General features: G+C 57.4%; 23 protein-coding genes and 1 tRNA gene. 17 read left to right on the forward strand and 7 right to left on the reverse strand.

The window, feature by feature from the left end:
- Positions 1 to 49 precede the first annotated feature (49 nt).
- Both ACZ46D_RS12580 and rimO read left to right on the forward strand, forming a co-directional pair.
- Complete coding sequence (locus tag ACZ46D_RS12580; RefSeq protein ID WP_464927785.1) at positions 50 to 703, forward strand: nucleoside phosphorylase; 654 nt, start codon at positions 50 to 52, stop codon at positions 701 to 703.
- A 20-nt stretch (positions 704 to 723) separates the two neighbouring features.
- On the forward strand, positions 724 to 2,082 hold the full coding sequence (gene rimO / locus ACZ46D_RS12585; protein ID WP_464929288.1) for a 30S ribosomal protein S12 methylthiotransferase RimO: 1,359 nt from the start codon (positions 724 to 726) through the stop codon (positions 2,080 to 2,082).
- On the opposite strand, the gene ACZ46D_RS12590 is transcribed toward rimO, so the two are convergent.
- The 5 genes from ACZ46D_RS12590 to ACZ46D_RS12610 form a co-directional block, all read right to left on the reverse strand.
- Positions 2,079 to 2,363, reverse strand: a complete 285-nt coding sequence (locus ACZ46D_RS12590; protein WP_464927786.1) for an integration host factor subunit beta — start codon at positions 2,361 to 2,363, stop codon at positions 2,079 to 2,081. The genes rimO and ACZ46D_RS12590 overlap by 4 nt on opposite strands.
- Before the next feature lie 99 nt (positions 2,364 to 2,462).
- Entirely contained in the window at positions 2,463 to 3,176 is a 714-nt protein-coding gene (locus ACZ46D_RS12595; protein ID WP_464927787.1) for a pseudouridine synthase, read from the reverse strand.
- A gap of 100 nt (positions 3,177 to 3,276) precedes the next feature.
- Positions 3,277 to 3,711, reverse strand: coding sequence for a hypothetical protein (locus tag ACZ46D_RS12600; protein WP_464927788.1), 435 nt, complete (start codon positions 3,709 to 3,711; stop codon positions 3,277 to 3,279).
- A 100-nt stretch (positions 3,712 to 3,811) separates the two neighbouring features.
- Positions 3,812 to 5,596 (reverse strand): UbiD family decarboxylase, encoded by a 1,785-nt coding sequence (locus ACZ46D_RS12605; RefSeq protein ID WP_464927789.1) that lies wholly within the window; start codon positions 5,594 to 5,596, stop codon positions 3,812 to 3,814.
- A gap of 101 nt (positions 5,597 to 5,697) precedes the next feature.
- Positions 5,698 to 5,943 carry a hypothetical protein gene (locus tag ACZ46D_RS12610; protein WP_464927790.1) on the reverse strand — a complete coding sequence of 82 codons (246 nt, stop codon included), beginning with the start codon at positions 5,941 to 5,943 and terminating at the stop codon, positions 5,698 to 5,700.
- Between the two features lie 64 nt (positions 5,944 to 6,007).
- Between ACZ46D_RS12610 and ACZ46D_RS12615 the strand changes: the two genes are divergently transcribed.
- Positions 6,008 to 6,712: a flagellar brake protein gene (locus ACZ46D_RS12615; RefSeq protein WP_464927791.1), complete on the forward strand. Its 705-nt coding sequence runs from the start codon at positions 6,008 to 6,010 to the stop codon at positions 6,710 to 6,712.
- Between the two features lie 31 nt (positions 6,713 to 6,743).
- Here ACZ46D_RS12615 and ACZ46D_RS12620 read toward each other — a convergent pair whose 3' ends face one another.
- Positions 6,744 to 7,139 carry a secondary thiamine-phosphate synthase enzyme YjbQ gene (locus tag ACZ46D_RS12620; protein WP_464927792.1) on the reverse strand — a complete coding sequence of 132 codons (396 nt, stop codon included), beginning with the start codon at positions 7,137 to 7,139 and terminating at the stop codon, positions 6,744 to 6,746.
- Positions 7,140 to 7,276: 137 nt separating this feature from the next.
- Here ACZ46D_RS12620 and ACZ46D_RS12625 point away from each other — a divergent pair, with 137 nt between their 5' ends.
- The 11 genes from ACZ46D_RS12625 (at position 7,277) to ACZ46D_RS12675 (ending at position 17,593) form a co-directional block, all read left to right on the forward strand.
- Positions 7,277 to 7,918 carry an MBL fold metallo-hydrolase gene (locus tag ACZ46D_RS12625; protein ID WP_464927793.1) on the forward strand — a complete coding sequence of 214 codons (642 nt, stop codon included), beginning with the start codon at positions 7,277 to 7,279 and terminating at the stop codon, positions 7,916 to 7,918.
- Positions 7,905 to 8,615: a precorrin-2 dehydrogenase/sirohydrochlorin ferrochelatase family protein gene (locus ACZ46D_RS12630; RefSeq protein ID WP_464927794.1), complete on the forward strand. Its 711-nt coding sequence runs from the start codon at positions 7,905 to 7,907 to the stop codon at positions 8,613 to 8,615. The genes ACZ46D_RS12625 and ACZ46D_RS12630 overlap by 14 nt, the downstream gene beginning before the upstream one ends.
- A complete protein-coding gene (gene ccsB / locus ACZ46D_RS12635; RefSeq protein ID WP_464927795.1) occupies positions 8,612 to 9,427 on the forward strand; it encodes a c-type cytochrome biogenesis protein CcsB in 816 nt (271 codons plus the stop codon). Before ACZ46D_RS12630 ends, ccsB begins: the two co-directional genes overlap by 4 nt.
- The gene (gene hemA, locus ACZ46D_RS12640) at positions 9,417 to 10,703 is read left to right on the forward strand and encodes a glutamyl-tRNA reductase (RefSeq protein ID WP_464927796.1); all 1,287 of its coding nucleotides are present in this window, start codon (positions 9,417 to 9,419) and stop codon (positions 10,701 to 10,703) included. The genes ccsB and hemA overlap by 11 nt, the downstream gene beginning before the upstream one ends.
- Positions 10,704 to 10,897: 194 nt before the next feature.
- Positions 10,898 to 11,035 (forward strand): 50S ribosomal protein L34, encoded by a 138-nt coding sequence (rpmH, locus tag ACZ46D_RS12645; RefSeq protein WP_307632211.1) that lies wholly within the window; start codon positions 10,898 to 10,900, stop codon positions 11,033 to 11,035.
- A gap of 42 nt (positions 11,036 to 11,077) precedes the next feature.
- Complete coding sequence (gene rnpA / locus ACZ46D_RS12650) at positions 11,078 to 11,464, forward strand: ribonuclease P protein component (RefSeq protein WP_464927797.1); 387 nt, start codon at positions 11,078 to 11,080, stop codon at positions 11,462 to 11,464.
- A gap of 63 nt (positions 11,465 to 11,527) precedes the next feature.
- Positions 11,528 to 11,746 carry a membrane protein insertion efficiency factor YidD gene (gene yidD, locus ACZ46D_RS12655; RefSeq protein WP_464927798.1) on the forward strand — a complete coding sequence of 73 codons (219 nt, stop codon included), beginning with the start codon at positions 11,528 to 11,530 and terminating at the stop codon, positions 11,744 to 11,746.
- Between the two features lie 76 nt (positions 11,747 to 11,822).
- A complete protein-coding gene (gene yidC, locus ACZ46D_RS12660; RefSeq protein WP_464927799.1) occupies positions 11,823 to 13,466 on the forward strand; it encodes a membrane protein insertase YidC in 1,644 nt (547 codons plus the stop codon).
- 102 nt (positions 13,467 to 13,568) lie between these two features.
- Entirely contained in the window at positions 13,569 to 14,420 is an 852-nt protein-coding gene (locus tag ACZ46D_RS12665; RefSeq protein WP_464927800.1) for a Jag family protein, read from the forward strand.
- Between the two features lie 185 nt (positions 14,421 to 14,605).
- Positions 14,606 to 16,006 carry a tRNA uridine-5-carboxymethylaminomethyl(34) synthesis GTPase MnmE gene (gene mnmE, locus ACZ46D_RS12670; protein WP_464927801.1) on the forward strand — a complete coding sequence of 467 codons (1,401 nt, stop codon included), beginning with the start codon at positions 14,606 to 14,608 and terminating at the stop codon, positions 16,004 to 16,006.
- Positions 16,007 to 16,063: 57 nt separating this feature from the next.
- Positions 16,064 to 17,593, forward strand: a complete 1,530-nt coding sequence (locus tag ACZ46D_RS12675; protein WP_464927802.1) for an HDOD domain-containing protein — start codon at positions 16,064 to 16,066, stop codon at positions 17,591 to 17,593.
- A 3-nt stretch (positions 17,594 to 17,596) separates the two neighbouring features.
- Here ACZ46D_RS12675 and rd read toward each other — a convergent pair whose 3' ends face one another.
- A complete protein-coding gene (gene rd, locus ACZ46D_RS12680) occupies positions 17,597 to 17,758 on the reverse strand; it encodes a rubredoxin (protein ID WP_464927803.1) in 162 nt (53 codons plus the stop codon).
- A 261-nt stretch (positions 17,759 to 18,019) separates the two neighbouring features.
- Here rd and hpt point away from each other — a divergent pair, with 261 nt between their 5' ends.
- The 3 genes from hpt to ACZ46D_RS12695 all read left to right on the forward strand — a co-directional run bounded on the left by hpt (position 18,020) and on the right by ACZ46D_RS12695 (position 20,009).
- Positions 18,020 to 18,544, forward strand: coding sequence for a hypoxanthine phosphoribosyltransferase (hpt, locus tag ACZ46D_RS12685; RefSeq protein WP_464927804.1), 525 nt, complete (start codon positions 18,020 to 18,022; stop codon positions 18,542 to 18,544).
- Between the two features lie 6 nt (positions 18,545 to 18,550).
- A complete protein-coding gene (gene bioA / locus ACZ46D_RS12690; protein WP_464927805.1) occupies positions 18,551 to 19,903 on the forward strand; it encodes an adenosylmethionine--8-amino-7-oxononanoate transaminase in 1,353 nt (450 codons plus the stop codon).
- A 29-nt stretch (positions 19,904 to 19,932) separates the two neighbouring features.
- A tRNA-Arg gene (locus ACZ46D_RS12695) sits at positions 19,933 to 20,009 on the forward strand.
- Positions 20,010 to 20,122 lie beyond the last annotated feature (113 nt).

Below are 20,122 nucleotides of genomic sequence, written 5' to 3' on the forward strand. Positions count from 1 at the left end.
CTGTCGTAGCAAAAACGAGCCACACCTCCCACCCTGTGGGATTTTGTTGGTGAATCCCTCCGAGACCCGGCAGGCAACGCAGATTTCAGGCCAGGCAGGTTGGACCCGGCATTTTCTTTTTCACAGCAACCTCCATCTCTCCGAATCGCCCCCCATGTTCTGGGCGGGGCCTGCGGTTGGCGCGCCCATGGCGGTGATCTGTCTGGAAAAGCTCATCGCTCTTGGGGCCAAACGGATCATCGTCTGCGGTTGGTGCGGCTCGCTCCAGCCGGATCTTGGCGTGGGCGAACTGGTGCTGCCGACCTGGGGTGTCAGCGAGGAGGGAACCTCCGGCCATTACCCCATGGCGGGCAAGAGCGAATCCTCTCCCCGGTTGCGCAAGGATCTGAAGGAATTTTTTGCCGACACGGGCAAGGAACTCAGGGAGGGGCCGATCTGGACCACCGATGCCCTGTACCGTGAGACCAGGGAAAAGGTTGTCCGTTATGGCAAGGATGGTATTCTTGCCGTGGACATGGAGTGTTCCGCGTTGATGCAGGTTGCGGCCTTTCGTCGGGTTGAGCTGGCGGCAGTTCTGATGGTTTCGGACCTGTTATGGCAGAACCCCTGGCAGCCCTCTTTTCAGAGCAAGGAATTTCGTAAGCGTTCACAGGGGTTGGTGACTGAACTTGTGCGCTGTGTTGGCGGTCTGGCTGCAGCATAAAAAAAACTATTGAGGCGATGATGCGTACCGTTTTTACTGTCAGTCTAGGCTGTCCCAAAAATTTGGTGGATACGGAACTCATGCTTGGCCTGCTTGTCGAGGCTGGTTTCGTTCCCTGCGAGGAGGCGGAAGAGGCGGATCTTCTGTTGGTCAATACCTGCGGCTTCATTCAGTCCGCGGTGGAGGAGGGGATCGAAGAGATCCTGACCCTGGCGGAGGTCAAGGAGCGCAGGCCTGAAAAAAAGCTGGTGGTGGTCGGCTGCATGGTGCAACGCTACGGCGCTGATCTTGCTAGCGAGCTGCCGGAGGTCGATCTCTTCATCGGCACCGAGGGAACCCAGGATATTGTAAGCAGAGTGCAGGAGCTTGCCGAGGCAGAAAAACCGCAGGTGCATATTGCCCCGCCCACTTTTCTACAAGATTCCACCATGCCGCGAAAGCTTTCTTCTCCGGCGCACCGGGCCTATATGAAAGTGACCGAGGGCTGCGCCAACCGGTGTGCCTATTGCCTGATTCCCTCCCTGCGCGGCGAGCTACGCAGCCGGCATCTTGCCGACCTGGTGAATGAGGTGGAGATGTTGGCGGAAAACGGGGTGCAAGAGCTGACCTTGGTGGCCCAGGATCTTACCGCCTATGGCCATGACCTTGGCCAGGGCGCCCCGCATCTGGTGGAGTTGTTGCGCGCCCTGCTGGCGGCCAGTGATATCCCCTGGTTCCGCCTGCTCTATCTGTATCCCACTCGGGTCAATGCCGAGCTTCTTGAGTTCATGGCCGCCAATCCCCGGATTGTTCCCTATCTGGATATTCCGCTCCAGCATGTCTCGGATTCCGTGTTGAAGGGGATGAACCGTCCCTATGGCCGCCGGCAGATCGAGGCGCTCCTGGCGCGGATTCGTTCGATTCTGCCCCAGGCCGCTATCCGAACCACCTTCATGGTGGGTTTCCCAGGGGAGACCGAAGAGGATGTGCAGCAACTCGCCGATTTCATGGAGGCGCAGCAACTGGCGCATGTCGGAATCTTCGGCTACTCAAACGAAGAGGGTTGCGCCGCTTACAATCTTCCCGGACACTGCACCGAAGAGGAGAAAAGCGAGCGCCGTCAGCGGCTCATGGAGCTGCAGAGCGGGATTTCTCTTGTTAGGAACCAGGCCATGGTTGGCAAGGTGGAAAAGGTGCTGGTCGAAGGCTGGAGCCGGGAAACCGATCTTTTGCTGGAAGGGCGGACCCGTTTTCAGGCCCCGGAGATAGATGGCTGTGTGTATATCAATGCGGGGGTTGGCAAGCCGGGGGATATTGTGGATGTGCTGATCACCGAGGCCCACCCCTATGATCTTGTCGGCGAGATTGTAGAGCCAGGGCAGGAGGAAGGCGACGATTAATCAGCCGATTCGTTGACCCGTTCCTTCAGTTCCTTGCCGACCTTGAAAAAGGGAAGTTTTTTCGGCTTGACCTTGATTTTCTCTCCGGTTTTCGGATTGCGACCGTAATATGAGTCGTACTCCTTGACCACAAAACTGCCAAAACCCCGGATTTCTATGCTCTCGCCATTTGCCAGGGCATCGCCCATGGCCTCAAGGATGGTGGTCACGGCTGAGCTTGCGTCCCGTAAGGGAACATGCATCTCTTCCGCAAGTGCTTCGATCAACTCCGATTTGTTCATCGTCCTTCTCCGATGTGCTACCGTTAAAAAAACAAGATTAAATACAGCAAGATAAAACATCTTAAACAGCTAAGTATTCAATTGTAAAGAGGATTTTTTTTAAGAGACAATAAGGGCGAGATCCGCAGGGGTAAGTCGCCGGTATTTGCCGGTCGGCAAGGCGCCAAGCCGCAGGCCTCCGTAGGCGATGCGCTTGAGCGCGAGAACCCGGTGGCCGATGGCCGCAAACATCATGCGGACCTGCCGTTTGCGGCCCTCGTGGATGGTGATTTCCAGAGTGGTTGTCGCGGGTTCCTTGGCAATGATCTTGACCTTGGCGGGCCAGGTTTTTTTCCCCTCCAGCTCGAATCCCTCCTCGAGCAGGCGGATTTTTTCCCCAGTTGGCAGGCCGCGCACTTCAGCCTGGTATGTTCGCTCTATTTCAAAACGCGGGTGGAGAATGCGTTCGGCAAAATCGCCGTCATTGGTCAGGATGAGCGCGCCTTCCGTATCGAAATCAAGGCGGCCCACGGGAAAGACCCGGCTGGTGATGCCGGTGAGCAGGGAGGAGACAATGGGCCTGCCCTGTGGGTCGCTGAGGGTGGTGACATAGCCCCGGGGTTTGTTGAGCAGGAGATATATTTTTTCTTCCTCCTGGCGCAGCGGGCGCCCCTCAAAGGCAACCACCTGTTTGTCCGGGTCAACCCGAACGCCCATTTCGGTGACAACCTTACCGTCCACCGTCACTTTTCCTTGGCGGATCAGCTCTTCGGCATTGCGGCGGGAGGCGAGGCCGGCATGGGCCAGGATTTTTTGCAGCCGTTCTTCGGGCATGGAAATGTGCTTTGGGGATCAGGCGCAGAAGGGCGCGGCAAGGGGGCGGTAAGACAACAGGCGTTTAAGGGCGGGATGTTCCGGGTGGGGGGAAAGCGCTTCAGGCATGGTAGTCGCCGCGTCTCAGCTTGGCGGCCTCGACATACGAGGCGGTGGCCACCCGCTCAAGCAGGGAGGAGAGAGGGTTGTTTCCTGGGAGCTGATTTTTCAGACTGACCAGGGCTGCGGTTTCATCTTCAAGGGCAGCGGCAAAGGGTTCAAGATCCTGGGCGGAAAAAGCAGGGTTGCCCAAGGCGGTGCTGAATTTTTCCAGGGTGCTGATAGTGTCTTCCGTCAGGGTAAGGCCGTCCAGCCGGAGTGCTGCCGGGATTGGCGCGGTGGCAGAAGCGGCGGCCATGGCTGGGGTAGCCGTACTCTTGGCCGCGGCCAGTTCATTGGCGAGGATCTCCTGAAAAGAGGGACCCGTGGCCGAGGCGGAGCCCTTGCCGAGGGTTGAAACATCCTGCTGGCCAGGAGTAATCGTGGTGATCTTCATGATGAACTCCCCATGCGTATTGATTGCCTTTCCTATACCATAGCTATTCGGCAGAAGGGTCGTCAATCTTTAAGAGAAAGATGGGAAAAAATTTCTTTGCTCAGCGAAAGCGGGGCGGCAGGATATCGTTAATTTTTTCGTCCACCAGGCGACGGGTTTTTTCATCCACCGCAAGAACCTCCGGGTACCAGGGCTTCAGGCGGCAGTCAAAGATGATGGGCGGGGTCAGGGTGGGGTGGAAGCGGCGTAATTCGGTGGCGGCCGCATGGATATCTGCGGCCGGTTCGAAGCGGGTGAAAACGGTCCAGAGAAATTCCTGGAGATTTTCCGTGGCTGCCTGGGCATCGTCAACCAGCACGACCACCTGCCAGTCGGCCAGCGCCGGGCAGTGGGCCAGGCGGGCGGGAAGATCCTGCTGCGCACCAAAGCTCTCCCCTTCAACCACCAGGGTGCCGGGGAGAAAGACCTCTGCCCGGTCGCAGCCCTGGGGCAGTTGGCCGTGGAAGGATTCGGGCAGGATGCGGCGGGGTTCCTTGCCAAGCCCCATCATCATGGCCTTGGAGCCATTGTTCACCGAGGGGCCGGTGTAATCCAGGGTGTCCTGGGAGACATTGGCAAAGACGAAGAGATCGGTTTGCCAGTTGATCCGCTCCAGCACATGGACCCACAGCCGTTTGAAGTCCGTGACCTCGATGTCGCCGTCGGTGAGGATCAGGAATTTGGTGAGCGAGAGCTGGCCTTCGCCCAGGATGCGCAGGCCCGAGGCAAAGGCCTCGCGGGGGTAGCGGTTGGTGACCTTGGCCGCGGCCAGGCAGTGGAAGCCGGTCTCGCCGAAGGTCTTGAGCTGGCGCACCCCGTTCATTACCAGGGGAAAGAGCGGAGAGAGCAAATCCTGGAGATAGTCGCCGATGTAAAAATCCTCCTGCCGGGGGCGGCCCACCACCGTGGCCGGATAGATGGCGTCGCGGCGATGGTAGAGCCGTTCCACGTGGAAAACCGGGTAGTCGTGGGTGAGGGAGTTGTAGCCGTAATGGTCGCCAAAGGGGCCTTCGGGCCGCCGCATATGGGGCGGGACAAAGCCCTTGGCCGCGAATTCGGCGTGGGCAACCAGAGGGTGGCCGCCGGCCGGATCGCGGGTAATGGGCAGCTTTTCGCCAAGCAGCAGGGAGGCGAGCATCAGCTCCGGGATGTTTTCCGGCAAGGGGGCAATGGCTGCCAGCATCAGGGCCGGCGGCCCGCCGATGAACAGGGTCATGGGCAACGCTTCGTTGCGGCTTTCCGCGGCATGGTAATGGTAGCCGCCGCCCTTGTGGATCTGCCAGTGGACGCCGGTGGTGTGGTCGTCGTAACGCTGGATGCGGTACATGCCCAGGTTGTGGCCCCGGCCGTCCGGGTGCTCGGTGTAGACCAGAGGCAGGGTGACAAAGGCGCCGCCGTCCGTGGCCCAGGAGGTGAGCAGGGGCAGCTCGCTCAGCCGGGCCGGGGTCTGGCAGACCTCCAGGATGGGGGCCTTGGCCGCCGGGACCTTTTTTAAGCCCACCTTGGTGGCCTGGCTGAGCAGGGAGCGCATCTCCCAGATCTTGCCAAGGCTTGGCGGCATCAGGGTTTCCGCCGTCCTGACCAGATCGGCCACGAATTGTTGGGGACTTTTGCCAAAGGCCAGCTCAAGCCTGCGGGCAGTGCCGAAGAGGTTGGTGACCACCGGAAAACTGCTGCCTTTGACATTGGTGAACAGCAGGGCAGGACCGCCCTGGGCGATGACCCGCCGATGGATCTCGGCAATCTCCAGATGCGGGTCAACCGGGGCGGAAACCTCGAGCAGGGAATCTTCCCGGCGCAGTATTTCGAGAAAGGCCCGGAGATCTCTGATAATATTCTGGCTCACCTTTGCGCTCTCCTTGATGATATGCTATTTTGTGAGTATAAATGACGGGTTCGCCCCTGCTTGCGACCACGCAACAGGAGCTGGGAGTTGTTGCGATACCATCAATCCTTGAGAAACAGGCGGTGATACTCCTTTTCGCTACAATGCTTATGCATCAGGCGGGAAAGAAAATCAAGGAGGGAGGTGATTTCCCCTTCTTCCAGCCGGGGGATAAGGGTCTGCAGGAAGGTCGGCTCGGCGAATCGCTGCAGGAATGCAGCCAGGGAACGCTCATCGGTTTCCCGGTTCAGGCCAAAGCAGATGTTTGCTGCTTTCAGAGGAGTGGGGGGTGTTTCTTTGGTGTCCATGGCAGCTTCCGGTAATTTTTGGTTAAAAAAATGATTGCTTTAACAAGCAGTGAGTGATGGAAAAATGTCAAGACAATGGATAACCCTGGAAAACGGGACGCAATCCACCGAGTCTCCGGAGCTGATCCGGATGGCTCTTGACCGGCTACGGGAAAAAAGGGAACTCGTTTCCCTGGTGCATAAAGGCTATCAGTCTCCCAAGACGGTCATCGTCAGCTACGATGACCGGATGCTTGAGATTGACAAGCCCATTGATTGGCCCGGAACCCAGGAAATTATCCATATCCTGTTCAAGGACGAAACCATGGTCTGGAACAAGGTGCGGGTCCGGGTAAGCCGCACCACCGAAAGCAGCATCTTTACCGAGTTTCCCTCGACCCTGTTTCGCCTGCAGCGTCGGACCAACTATCGGGTTGGCGTGCCCAACGGCAGCACGGTCATGTTCATGCATAAAAATGAAATGCGCCAGGGGTTCCAGGTCATTGATGTCAGCGCCAACGGCATTTTTGTGAGCACGGACAGGTTTGCTCCCCTTGAGCCGGGGGATATTCTCCTTGATCTGTCGGTGTTTTTTCCCGGCGCCGGCACCGGACTGAGTGCAGGCACCTATATGAACATCAGTAAGGCAAAGGTAATGCGGGCAACCCGGGGAGACAATAAAAAATATTGTTACGGTATCCTTTTTGACCTTACCAAGGGAGAAGAGGAAACGCTTCTCCAGTATGTGCGTCTGCGGGAGCGGGATTTGTTGCGCAAAGGGATGTTCTGATTTTTTTCCCCGTGCGACTTGGCAAGAACGGCTAGGCGATGCGCCACAAGACCTTGCGGGAGCGAGGGCCGTCAAACTCGCAGAAGAAGATTTTCTGCCAGGTGCCAAGTTGCAGAAGGCCATTTTCAATAAAGATTGTTACTGAGCTGCCGACCAACGAGGCCATGACATGGGCGGGAGAATTGCCCTCCAGATGCTGGTAGGGATGATTCGTCGGCACGATTTTTTGCAGGGCGGTCAGGATATCGGTCTGCACCGCAGGGTCTGCTCCTTCGTTGATGGTCAGCCCGGCGGTGGTATGCGGATTGTACACATGGCAGACGCCATCAACAATGCCGCTTGCGGTCACACCCTTTTGCACCTGGGCGGTGATGTCAAAAAATTGCATGGCCTTCGAGGTGGAAACGGCAAAGGTTCCTGCTGGCATGGAAGATCTCCTGGGCCGAAAGGATGGGGGGCAATGGGTTAAGTTCTGCAAGAAAACTGTACGGTTATGACTATAATAGATTGCGGAACGTGTCAAATTGATTATAGAGCGGATTGGGTAAAAATATGGAAGGGGCTATGGTAGAGAAAATTTTTAAAAATCTTCACTGGCTCGGCCATGACGCTTTTCTGCTGCGGGCCGGGGGCAAGATTATCTATTTCGATCCCTTCAAGCTTGGGCAGGGGCTGCCGCCTGCCGATATCATCTGTATCTCCCATGAGCATTACGACCACTGCTCTCCCGCCGATGTACTCCCGATCCAGCAGCCCTCCACCCTTATTGTTACCGAAACACAGGCGGCGGCAAAGCTTAAGGGACTTCAGGGAAAGATTGTCACCCTTGCTCCGGGTGAGCGGTGCGAGGTGGAGGGCATTACCATCGAGACGGTTCCCGCGTACAACACCAATAAGCAGTTTCATCCCCAGTCCAACAACTGGTTGGGGTTTATTCTCACCGTTGACGGAGTGCGGGTCTACCATGCGGGCGATACCGATTATATTCCGGAGATGAATCATATCCAGGCGGATATTGCCCTGCTGCCTGTTTCAGGCACCTATGTGATGACCGCCGAGGAAGCGGCGCAGGCAGCTATCGCTATCGGGCCCAAGATCGCGGTGCCCATGCATTATGCCGACATTGTCGGGACCACCGACGATGCGACCCGCTTTGCCGCAGCGCTTGCCGGACGGGTGCGGGTGGAAATCCTTGGCCGCGGATAATTCTCAATATTTCCCGGTCTGCCTCAAGATCGCCGGGCGGCAATGCCTGGTCATCGGCGGCGGGCGGGTTGGCGAGCGCAAGGTGCAAGGGCTGCTGTCCCATGGCGCTTTGGTCAAAGTGATCAGCCCCGATTTGAGCCAGGCGCTGTCCGCCCTGCAACGGGCCGGGACGATTGGCTGGCTGCCTCGCCTGTATCAGGAAGGGGATCTGGCCGGGGCTTTTTTGGTCATTGCCGCCACCGATGACCCGGCTGTGCAGGAGCGAATTCATGCCGAGGCAGAAGAGCGCAATATCCTGCTCAATGTGGCGGATGTGCCGAAATGGTGTAACTTCATTCTTCCGGCCACGGCCCGGCGGGGAGACCTGTCCTTTTCCGTTTCCACCGCGGGGAAAAGTCCGGCCCTGGCCAGCGCGTTGCGCCAGGCCTTGGAGGTCCAGTTTGGCCCAGAATATGGGGTATTGGTGAATATTCTTGGGACGCTGCGGGACACTGTTTTGGCCGAAGGCAGGCCGCATGCGGAAAATAAGCTGATTTTTGCCCGGTTGGCCGACCCTGCAATGGCGGTGTGGATTAAAGATGGTCTCTGGCAGAAGCTTGCTGGGCATATTCAGGAAGTTCTGGGCTCTGATGTGCCCCTTGGCTGCCTTGAGGCCGCTCGGCAGGAATACCAGCAACTTTCAGGAGCGACGCGATGACCCTGTTTTTTCAACTCACCCTGTACCTGTACCTTCTGGCCACCGCGGTGTATGTGGCCCATTTTCTTTCCCAACAGAAACAGGTGCGGACCGTTGCCCGGGCGATTCTTCTCGCCGGCGGCATCCTGCATACCGTGTATTTTATTGTTCGCTATGTCGCCGCCGGGCACACCCCTTTAACCAGCAACCATGAAGCGGTTTCCTTCTTTGCCTGGTCGATGACCTGGGCCTTTTTATCTTTCTGGTGGCGGTACCGGGTGAAAAACTTTGGTGTCTTTGTTTCGCCGCTTGTTTCCCTGCTGATGCTGATCGCCGCCTTTTCCTCCCAGGAGATGGCACCCTTGCCCCCGGCTCTTAGAAGCAACTGGCTTCCGGTGCATGCCAGCATCGCCATCATGGCCAACGGTTTCATGGCCCTGGCTTTCTGCGGCGGGGTTATGTATCTCTTGCAGGAACGGGAGATCAAGAAGAAAAAATTCGGGATATTCTACAGCCGGTTGCCCTCTCTGGAGGCCCTTGACAGTCTGAATCAGCACTGCCTGGCTCTGGGTTTTCTGCTGCTGACCCTGGGGATCATTACCGGCTCGGTCTGGGCAAAGCAGGCTTGGGGGGCATACTGGCAGTGGGACCCCAAGGAAACCTGGTCGTTGATTACCTGGCTGATCTATGCCGCCATCCTGCACCAGCGGCTCACCATGGGCTGGCGGCGCAGGCGGGCGGCAATCATGGCCATTGTCGGGTTTGGTGCGGTTCTTTTCACCCTCTGGGGTGTGACCTATCTCTTGGGGGGAGTGCATTCCTATGTTGGCTGAGAGCATCGTCATCATCGGCGTGAATCATAAGACCGCTCCGGTGGCGGTGCGGGAGAAGTTGGCCTTTTCCGGGGATTGCGCCGGGCCGCTGCTGACCTTGATGGACATCGAGGGTTGCCAGGAGTGCTGTTTTCTCTCCACCTGCAACCGGGTGGAGGTTATTTTTGTGGCCAGCGATCCTGCCGCGGCAGCGGTGGCTGTGCGCGGTTTTCTTTTTGCCAAGAGCGGTCTTGCCGACGCCGAAGCCCAGCAGTACAGCTATCTGTATCAGGGCAAGGATGCGGTGGAACATCTGTATAATGTGGCGGCAAGCCTTGATTCCATGGTGGTGGGAGAACCCCAGATCCTGGGGCAATTGAAGCAGGCCTACCGCGAAGCGCTGGAGCAGAAAACAACCGGCGTCATCCTGAACCGGCTGCTGCACAAATCATTTTCCGTGGCCAAAAGGGTGCGCACCGAAACGAATATCGGCGGCAGCGCGGTTTCCATCAGCTACGCGGCAGTACAGCTGGCAAAAAAGATCCTCGGCAACCTGCAGGACAAGTCTGTTTTGCTGGTGGGGGCCGGGGAGATGGCGGAGTTGGCAGCCGAGCATCTGGTCAGGCAGGGGATCGGCCGGGTCATCGTGGCCAACCGGACTTTGGAGCGGGCGGTCAAGCTGGCCCACCGGTTTAACGGCACCGCCGTGGGCTTAGCCGAGTTGACCACCCAGCTGGCGGAGGTTGATATTCTGGTCAGTTCCACCGGCGCCACCGACCTCATTCTCACCAAAGATCAGGTGAAGCCGCTCATGCGGCAACGGAAAAACAGGCCGCTCTTTCTTATCGATATTGCGGTGCCGCGCGACCTTGACCCGGAACTCAACGATCTGGACAATGTCTACCTCTACGATATCGATGATCTGAAAAACGTGGTCGATGTGAACAAGGCGGAGCGGGAAAAGGAGGCCTTGCGGGCGGAAGGCATTGTCGCCGAGGAGGTGGTCAAGTTCGGGCAGTGGCTGGAAGGCATGGAGCTGGCCCCCACCATTACGGCCATCAGGCAAAAGGCCAACGGTATCCGTGAGGCCGAGGTGGCGAAAACCTTGAGCACGCTGAAATCGCTGTCGGAAAATGAGCGGCGGTCGGTGGAGATGCTGGCCAATGCCATTGTCAACAAGCTGCTGCATGAGCCCATGGTTTTCCTGAAAAACAGCGCTCCCCACGACAATCCTGCGATCAAACTGGCCTTTGTCCGGCAGTTGTTCGGTCTTGACAAGGAATCTTCGGATCAGTAACCATCTTGGGAAAACGTTTGACATGTCGTATGGCTCTGGGTAATATAGCCTGCTTTATTGCTGGGCAGATTTTTCGCGCGCTTTCGGGGTATCCCCCAATGGCCTGTGACGCAAGGCTCCAGCTGCTGCAAGACAGCAAAAATTGAAGGAAGGCCAACGAGAGGCCGTAACAGAAGAGAGAAAGGAAGACGATTATGAGCAAGAGAACTTTTCAGCCCAGCAATCTCAAAAGACACCGCACCCATGGCTTTCGGGCCAGAATGCAGACCAAGAACGGGCGGGCTGTTATCAACCGTCGTCGGGCCAAGGGCCGTAAGCGGCTGACTGTTTAGCCTGTTTATTCCAGTCCGGACGAAAAGCACCATACGCGCAGTATGAAAGCCCAGGCTCTTCCCAAGGCCATGTTGCTGGTCAAGCCTTGGCAGTACAGGCTGGTGTATGAGCAGGGGAAAAGGGTGCGTGGTCAGAACTTCAGTCTGATCTATGTGCCGAACAGCACCGCGGGTAACAGGCTGGGAATAAGCATCCACGGAGTACGGCAGGCGGTGCAGCGGAATAGGCTCAAGAGAATAATCCGGGAATTTTTCCGTTATAATCGAGATTTTATCGAGCCTTTTTCCGATGTGGTCTTTGCCGTGCGGCCCGGGTTTGTGCCCAATTCTCCTCGGGAGGTCGAAGCGGCGGTGCAGGCGCTTCTTGCCCGGCGTAAGGCTGTCGGCAAGGGAACAGGTTCGGGCGTAGTGGCGGTGAAGGTCTCGTGATATCCTTATGCCCGGCATGTTTTCTGGTTGCGGCAGGGTTTTCCCCCGGAATAAGGGAGTGATGTGAAAAGAATTTTCATTGCCCTGATACGGTGCTACCAGCTGTGTATCTCTCCCCTTTTCGCGCCGAGCTGCCGTTTTTCCCCCACCTGTTCACAGTATGCCATAGAGGCGCTTGCCCTCCACGGGACTGCCCGTGGTCTGTATCTTGCCTTGCGCCGTCTTCTGCGCTGCCATCCCTTTCACCCCGGCGGGTTTGATCCGGTGGACAGATCTTCTTGAGGCGACAGCAGGCACCGTTGCTCCGGGTGCTTCAGGCCTGCACCCAACTTAATAGAGCCTGACAAGGATTGATTTTATGGAAACACAGAGAATTTTTTTGGCCATCTTCCTTTCCTTGGCCATTTTGCTTGGCTATCAGTACTTTTTTGTCCCCACTCCCCCTCCGGTCACGGAAAGCACAGTCGCCTCCTCCCCCCAAAGCGGCAAGGAAGCGGAGAAAAGTGTCGCCAAGGCGCCGGCTCCCGTTACTGGGGCAAGCCTATCGGCTGTCCAGCTGGCCGGCGCTGCCGTGCGGCAAGGGCGCGAGATTCCGGTAACAACCAGCCTGTACTCGGCAGTGGTCACAGAGTCGGGCGGTATGGTGAAAAGTTTTCAATTGAAGGATTACCGGGAGGCTTTGCCCAAGGATTCCGGCAACAAGGAGCTTCTCCAGCCAAAGAGCGGCGACAATCTGCCCCTGAATTTTTCCTGGGGGATTGAGCCGGGCAGCATCCCGCCGGTGGTGTATGAGGCTGCTCCGCTCAAGGCGGAGCAGGATGGTGCGGTGCTGACCATGCGCGGCAAGTTGCCCTCGGGCCTTGAGATTGTCCGCACCATGCGGTTCTCCGATCAGCAGTATCTGGTGGAGTTGACCATTGAGGTGGTCAACAACACCGCCGCCCCTCTGCAGGGCGCCCCGTATCTCACCCTTGACAACCGCCCGTTTTCCAAAGAAACCAAGATGGTCTCCGTCGGCCCCGCCGTATTGCTCGATGGGGTTTTGAAGGAACTCAAGGCAGACGACCTGAAAAAGGGAAGCAAAAGCTTCACCGGCAAGCTCGGCTGGGCAGCCTACGAGGATAACTATTTTTTCTGCGGCATTGTCCCGCGCACCGGCGAACAGCACACCGCCCATTTTTCCCTGCAGGATGAAAACAGGGTAACCACGGTGTTGGCCGGGGCCAGCGACGTCATTGAGCCTGGCAAGCGTCAGCAGTACACCTACTCGGTGTATTTCGGACCCAAGACCATGGGGGCGCTCAAGGCGGCCGGCCACGAGCTGGAGCGCAGTATCAATTTTGGCTGGTTTGACGTGATGGCCAAACCGACCCTCTATCTGCTCAATTTTCTCCATGGCTACGTGGGCAACTACGGAGTGGCCATCATTCTGGTGACGGTGCTGATCAAGTTGCTCTTCTGGCCGGTGAGCCAGAAAGGCATGAAGTCCATGAAGACCATGCAGAAGCTGCAGCCCAAGATGGCGAAGCTGCGCGAGAAATATAAGGACGACAAGCAGTTGCAGCAGCAGGAGATGATCAAACTGTACCAGACCTACAAGGTAAATCCGGTGGGCGGTTGTCTGCCCATGGTCATCCAGATTCCGGTCTTTTTCGCCCTGTACAAGGTGCTGCTCCAGACCATCGAGCTGCGGCACGCGCCTTTTTTCCTCTGGATCACGGATCTGGCTGCGCCGGATCGGTTGTCGATCGGCTTCGATCTTCCGTTTCTCGGGGGGATTCCGGTGCTGACCCTGCTGATGGGGGCAACCATGTTCCTCCAGCAGAAAATGACCCCGGCCACCGGGGACCCCACCCAGCAGAAGGTCATGATGTTCATGCCGCTCATCTTTACCTTTATGTTTTTGAATTTTGCTTCCGGGTTGGTTTTGTACTGGTTTGTCAACAACCTGCTGTCCATTGGTCAGCAGTACCTCGTTAATCGGCATGAGGCCGCTGCATAAAACTGGCTGACTTACGGAGTGCGTAAGGGGCAGCCCCGGCCACAATTGCCAAGAGAACACGCCGGGCTGCCGGAAAATGGCCTGAGATGGAGGAGTCACACGATGTCTGCCAAGATGGAATATAAGGGAACGGATGTTGAAGAGGCGATCGGCAATGCCTGCGCGGCGCTGAATGTGCCGCGGGAAGAGCTTGATATCCGCATAATCTCCACCGGTTCCACCGGCATTTTCGGCTTGGGCCGAAAAAAGGCGGCGGTGCAGGTCTCTCTCAAAAAAGAGGTTGGGCACGAGCAGAAGCGACCGGCGCCGGAGAAAAAAACGAGTATGCCACGGACCAGATCGGAAAAGCCCGCTTCGGACAGGAAACCGAGTCCGCCGCGGGCCAGGGCTGAACAGTCTCCTGCCAATGTTGAGCCGGCGGAAGAGGTGGTGGGAGATCCTGTCACCCCCGAGGAGATGGAGGCAATCCGGGCGGATATCGCCAAGATTCTCGAACTCATGGGCTGCCCATCGGAAATCAGCATGGAGCAGGATCAGAACAACAAGGTCCATGCCAAGATCACCGGGGAGTTTGTCGAGGTCCTTGTCGGGCCGGAGGGGCAGACCCTTGACGGCCTGCAATATGTGTTGCGCAAGATCATCACCAGAAAATTCCCGCAAAAGGTTCTTTTTGCCCTCGATGCCGCAGGGTTCAGGGAGAATCGGATGGGTGAGCTCCAGGCGCGGGCCCTGCGCCTGGCCCAGGAAGTCAAGGAAACCGGGAAAACCAGAACCATTCCCGCCATCAATCCCGCGGAAAGACGCATGGTGCATATGGCCCTGCAGGACGACACCGAGATCAGAAGCCGCAGCGTGGGAGAGGGGTTGTTTAAGAAGGTGCTCATCTATCTGCCTGGAAAAGGGCGGCGGCGTTCTCCCCGGAAAAAGAAAAGCGCAGAAAACAGTCCGGAGTAATGGCCCGAAAAAAGGGCGAGCAGGCGCAGGCTTGTAACAGATAATCAGTAGAGCAACGGTGGAGGGTTGCAGGGCGACAACCCTTGTGGTCGCCGCTTGTTAGGCATTCAACACGAGCAGCTTGCCGGGTCAGCCGGGCGAGCTGCTGTCCGGTGCCGGATTTCACCAGGCAAGGAGCCTATGGTATGCGTGATTTCCCGGATTTCAACGAGGCGACCATTGCCGCCATAGCAACGCCGCCCGGTGCCGGCGGCATCGGCATCATCCGGATAAGCGGCCCCCAGTCCCAGGCAATCCTCCAGCAGCTTTTCCAACCGAAAAATCCCCCGTCCAAATTCATCAGCCACCGGCTTTATTTTGGCGCCATTGTCCATCCGCAAACCCGGACACCCATTGATGAGGTGCTCGCCGTGTACATGCGGGCGCCGCAGACCTACACCAGGGAAGATGTGGTGGAAATCCACGGCCACGGCAGTTATCTGCTGCTGCAGGAAATACTGGCCCAGATCGTGACCTTCCCAGCCACCCGTCTGGCAGAGCCAGGAGAATTTACCAAGCGGGCCTTTCTCAATGGCCGGATCGATCTGACCCAGGCGGAGGCGGTGGCCGAGCTGTTGGGCGCCAAAACCAAGGAGGGCGCCAGCCTTGCGGTGAGTCAGCTCCGCGGCGGCTTGCACGGGGAGATCTGGAAAATTCGTGACGCGCTGGTCGCGGTTCGTGCTATCATGGAGGTGGCCATCGATTTCCCCGATGAGGAGGTAGAGATCCTCGACGTTCCAGCGCTCACGGCGCGTCTGGTGCAGGATGTGCAGGAACCCCTGGCCCGATTGCTGGCCAGGGCGGAAGGGGGGAAAATCATCCGCGAGGGGGTCTCCGTGGTCATTCTCGGCAGGCCCAATGTCGGCAAATCCAGTCTGCTCAACTGCCTTCTGCGGGAAGACCGGGCCATTGTCACGGATCTTCCCGGAACAACCCGGGACACCATTGAGGAGTGCCTGGACATCAAAGGGGTGCCGGTACGCATTGTCGATACGGCCGGCATCCGGGAAACCGTCGAAGCGGTGGAAGAAATCGGAATCCGCCGCGCCCGGCAAAAACTGGGAGAGGCCGATCTGGTTTTGCTGGTTCTTGACGGGGTAGAAGGGTTGCAGCTTGAAGACCGCACCCTGTTTGCGGTGGCGGCGGACAAGAAGGTCGTGGTGGTGGTCAATAAGATTGATCGGACCACCTCCCTGAATCTTGGGCTGTATGAAGAGGCTTTCCCCGGGGCACCTGTTGTCGCCATTTCCGCCACAACCGGCGAGGGCATCCACAACCTGGAGAATGCGGTGTACGAGGCAGCCACCGGCGGGCATGGTCTTCAGGAGCCGGGGGTAGCCGCGCCGAATGTGCGGCATGCCGCCGCCTTGCAACGTGCCCTCGTCGCCGTGCAACAGGTGGGCGAGGGGCTGGCTGCGGACCTACCGCCGGATCTCCTGGCCATTGATCTCCAGGCTGCGCTGGCTTTTCTTGGGGACATCATCGGGGAAACAACCACGGATGATGTCTTGGATATGATTTTTGCAGAGTTTTGTCTCGGAAAATAGCTGGGGCATTTCGGAGCAGCAGTGCAACGGCAGTAGTGCAACAACGAAGGAAAAATCATGGCCTCAGGCAAGAAACACAAAGAGATCGATCTTGACGAACAGATTGAATTCCTGAAAAAGGTGAGTTTTTTCCATGGGTTTGATGATCATGAGCTCAAGCAATTCCTCCAGGTGAGCAAATGGCTCCGGGTTCCTCCCCACACGGTGATCATCAAGGAAAACACAACCGAACGGGCCTTTTACATTCTAGTCAAGGGCGAGGTCCGGGTGGAAAAACGGCTGCCGGAAAAAGCAAAGCCCATTCTGCTCACCACCCTTACCACCGGGGATTGCTTCGGGGAAATGGCCCTGGTCACCGAAATAAAACGGACCGCCGATGTGGTGGCAAGCACGGAATCCTTTATCCTGCGGGTTGAACCCGAGATTGTCAGTACTTCCAATGTGTTTCTGCAACTGAAATTTTATAAACGGTTCTGTGAACGGCTGGTGGCCAGGCTGGATTTGGCTAATAAAAAAGTTGCCGGGCGTGATGGCGAAGAGGCGAATCCTTCCATTTTGCAGAAAGTGCTTTCCGATGGCGTCGAAGAAAAGCCGCGCAAGCCGCCGGTCAAGCCGGGCCTGGGCATGGAACGGCTCGAAAAGCCGGAAAAAACCAGGGCAGCCATCGCCATCCCCCCCATGCCCGACAAGGAAAATCGGCAGACTCCCGGTAAGCTGCACACTCGGGTGCATCCGGAGGCGGTTCTGCCAGTGAATCCCGCTGTGGCCGCCGAACTGACCGCCATGATGAAAAGCAGCGCGGGCATTGACAATACCCGGCGGCTGGCAGATTTGATCTCCCTTGATCCTGTGCTGAGTTGCCGGGTTATCCAGACAGCCAATTCGCCATTTTACAGAAGGGCCAACATGGTGGGCACCGTTCCGCTGGCCATGGTTATTGTCGGAGTCAAGCAGGTCCAAGAAGTGCTTGTCGATACCATCAGGGCAGCCAGATCAGCGCAGGCCTTCAGCGGTTTTGCCTCGGTCTCCAAGGATTTCTGGCAACATGCGGTGGTGGTGGGCAGAATTGCCGAGATGCTGCGGGATGTAATTCGGATAAACACCTCGGCCGATCTCTATCTATGCGGCCTTCTCCATGATCTGGGCATGCTGGTCCTGGACGGCATGTCGCCGAATTTTTACCCGCAGTGTGCCCAGCCGTCCGAAGAGATGCAAGACATGGTCAGGGCGGAAAAGGAGTATATCGGCGTGGATCATGGGCAGGCGGGTGTCTGGCTTGCCGAAGGCATCGGCCTGCCGCAACCCTATCTGGACGTGATGCACTTCCATCATGTGCCGGAAAAGGCTACGACCAACCCGGTGCCGGTGGCCCTGGTGAATCTGGCGAATATTTTCGCCTCCATGAAGGGTGCCTGTCTGGGGCAGCCCAAGGTGACAACGCAGGACGCCTTGCGCTCTTTTTCCTGGGCGCTGATAGAAGAACACCACCGTCCGTTCCAGGAGGTCAATGTGCCGCAGTTTGTCAATTCGTTTTCTGCCGAGCTTGACAAAACCTGGGCCAGTATCACCGGTGATATCCTGCTCTAGATTTCAGTCGATGGGGGTGAACTGATCCTTGCTGGCTCCGCAGATAGGGCAGGCCCAGTTATCCGGCAGATCCTCAAAAGAAGTGCCCGGGGCGATGCCTGAGTCCGGGTCTCCGTCCGCCGGATCGTAGATGTAACCACAGACCGAACATTCATAGCGTTTCATGGCGGGGCTCCTTTTCTATTTTGGCAAGCATGGAGGCTGTCCGGAGAAATCTTCCGGACAAGAGGCTGCATCCTTTATTTATAGGTGCTCCACCTGGCCAACGTCAACGATTTTCAGGAGCCGTTACGAAAATGCTGCGGCTCGTTTTATAATGCTTTAACCACCCCAATGACGAACTTATTTTGTGGCAACGGCTTGTCGACTATTGGCCTTGCCATTCATGATGATGCGTGTTGCTGTGGGAGCAGAAAAGAGGGACAGATGATTGAGAAGGAAGAGGTCGTTTCTAAAAACGATATCGCCAAGAGGGTCAAGGAGCTTGGCCAGGCCATTACCCGTGATTATTCCGGGCGCCGGTTGGTTGTGATCGGCATTCTCAATGGGGCCTTTATTTTTCTCGCCGATCTGGTCCGGGAAATCGAGCTGCCCATGGAGATAGACTTTATTCGGGTCTCGAGTTACGGCTCTGCCACCTGTTCCTCCGGCGCCATTCAGTGCGCCAAGGACACCGAACTCGAGCTGGCCGGGAAGGATATCCTGCTGGTGGAGGATATTGTCGATACCGGCAGAACCCTGGCCTGCCTCAAGGAACACCTGGCTGCCAGAAAGGCCAAATCCGTAAGAATTTGTACCCTGATCGACAAGAAGGAACGGCGGGAGGTTGAGGTGGCGGTGGATTATGCCGGATTTGTGGTGGCGGAGGGCTTTCTGATTGGTTATGGCCTTGATTATGCGGAACAACACCGTCAGTATCCGGCAATTTACAAGATTGTCAGCGGCGTGTGAGCCCCCGTGCCAACCCTCCAGGAGAAAGACAAGAGGTTCCTCTGGCATCCGTACACCCAGATGCAGGATTATGCCCAGCGCGACCTGCTCCTTATCGACAGGGCAGAGGGGATTTTCCTGTTCGACCAGCAGGGGAAACGCTATTTCGACACGATTTCTTCCTGGTGGTGCATTGTCCATGGGCATAGCCATCCAACCATAATCGAAAAAATCCGCTCTCAGCTGACGCGGCTCGATCAGGTGCTGCTGGCCGGCACCAGCCATGAGCCGGCGATTCTCTTGGCCGAGCAGCTGGTGCAGCTGACCCCGCCCCAGCTTTCCCGGGTGTTTTATTCCGATAATGGCTCCACGGCCTGCGAGATTGCGATCAAGATGTCGCTCCAGTATTGGCGGCAGATTGGGCAGCCGGATCGCTGCCAGCTGGTGGGGATAGAGCGCGGCTACCACGGCGACACCATCGGCACCATGAGCCTGGGCGGGGTGCCGGAATTCCATGGCCCCTTTGCCCCGCTGCTTTTTCACTCCCATCGGTTGCCATCCCCTTACTGTTACCGATGTCCGGTCGGGCTTGTCCAAGAGAGCTGTAACTGCCAGTGCCTCCAGCCGCTTGCCGAACTCCTGGCCGAGCAAGGGGCGCAAATTGCCGCCTTGATCATCGAGCCGCTTATCCAGGCCGCCGGGGGGATGATCATCTATCCGGCCAAGTATCTGCAAAAGCTGGCCGCCTTGACCAGGGAATATGGGGTGCATCTGATTTTTGACGAGGTGGCCACTGGGTTTGGTCGCACCGGCACCCTGTTTGCTCTGGAGCAGGCCGGGGTGGCGCCTGATTTTCTCTGTTTGTCAAAAGGGCTGACTGCTGGTATGTTACCAATGGCTGCGACGCTGACCAGCGAAGAGGTTTTTCAGGGCTTTTATGGAGACTACGGGGCGGGAAAAACCTTTTTCCACGGCCATACCTTCAGCGGCAATCCCCTGGCAGCTGCTGCGGCTCTTGGTTCGTTGCAGGTTTTTGCCGAAGAGCAGACCATGGCCGGGCTGCCGGCCAAGATCAGCCATCTCCAGGCGCGGATGCGACGCTTTGGAGACCTGCCCTGGGTCGGAGATCTCCGGCAGATCGGGATGATCAGCGCCATGGAGCTGGTGAAGGAGAAGGAAACCAAGACCCCTTACGCTCTTCAGGAGCGAGTCGGCTGGCCGATCTATCTGGCCGGGCTTGCGCAGGGGCTCTTGCTGCGCCCCATCGGCAATGTGATCTATTTATGGTTGCCGCTTTCCGTTACCGTGGCCGAGATCGACGAGATCACGGAACGGGCCTGGCAGGTGCTTTCCGATCCGCGAAACATCGTGGGGTGGTAAGCAGGTCTGTTTGCAACCATGGTGCGTGTGCGCCTGTAGCTCAGCTGGATAGAGCATCGGCCTTCGAAGCCGGGAGTCGGGGGTTCGAATCCCTCCGGGCGCACCATTCTTGCTTCGCCAAAAATATTTCATTTTTCGGTTATTTTAGTCCCCGTCTTTGTCCTATGAAAAAAGCGTCATGACGAAACAGCACCTTGAAAGTGTGCTGGCATCTCGTAA

The sequence above is a fragment of the Thiovibrio sp. Mzg5 genome (genome assembly GCF_055379285.1).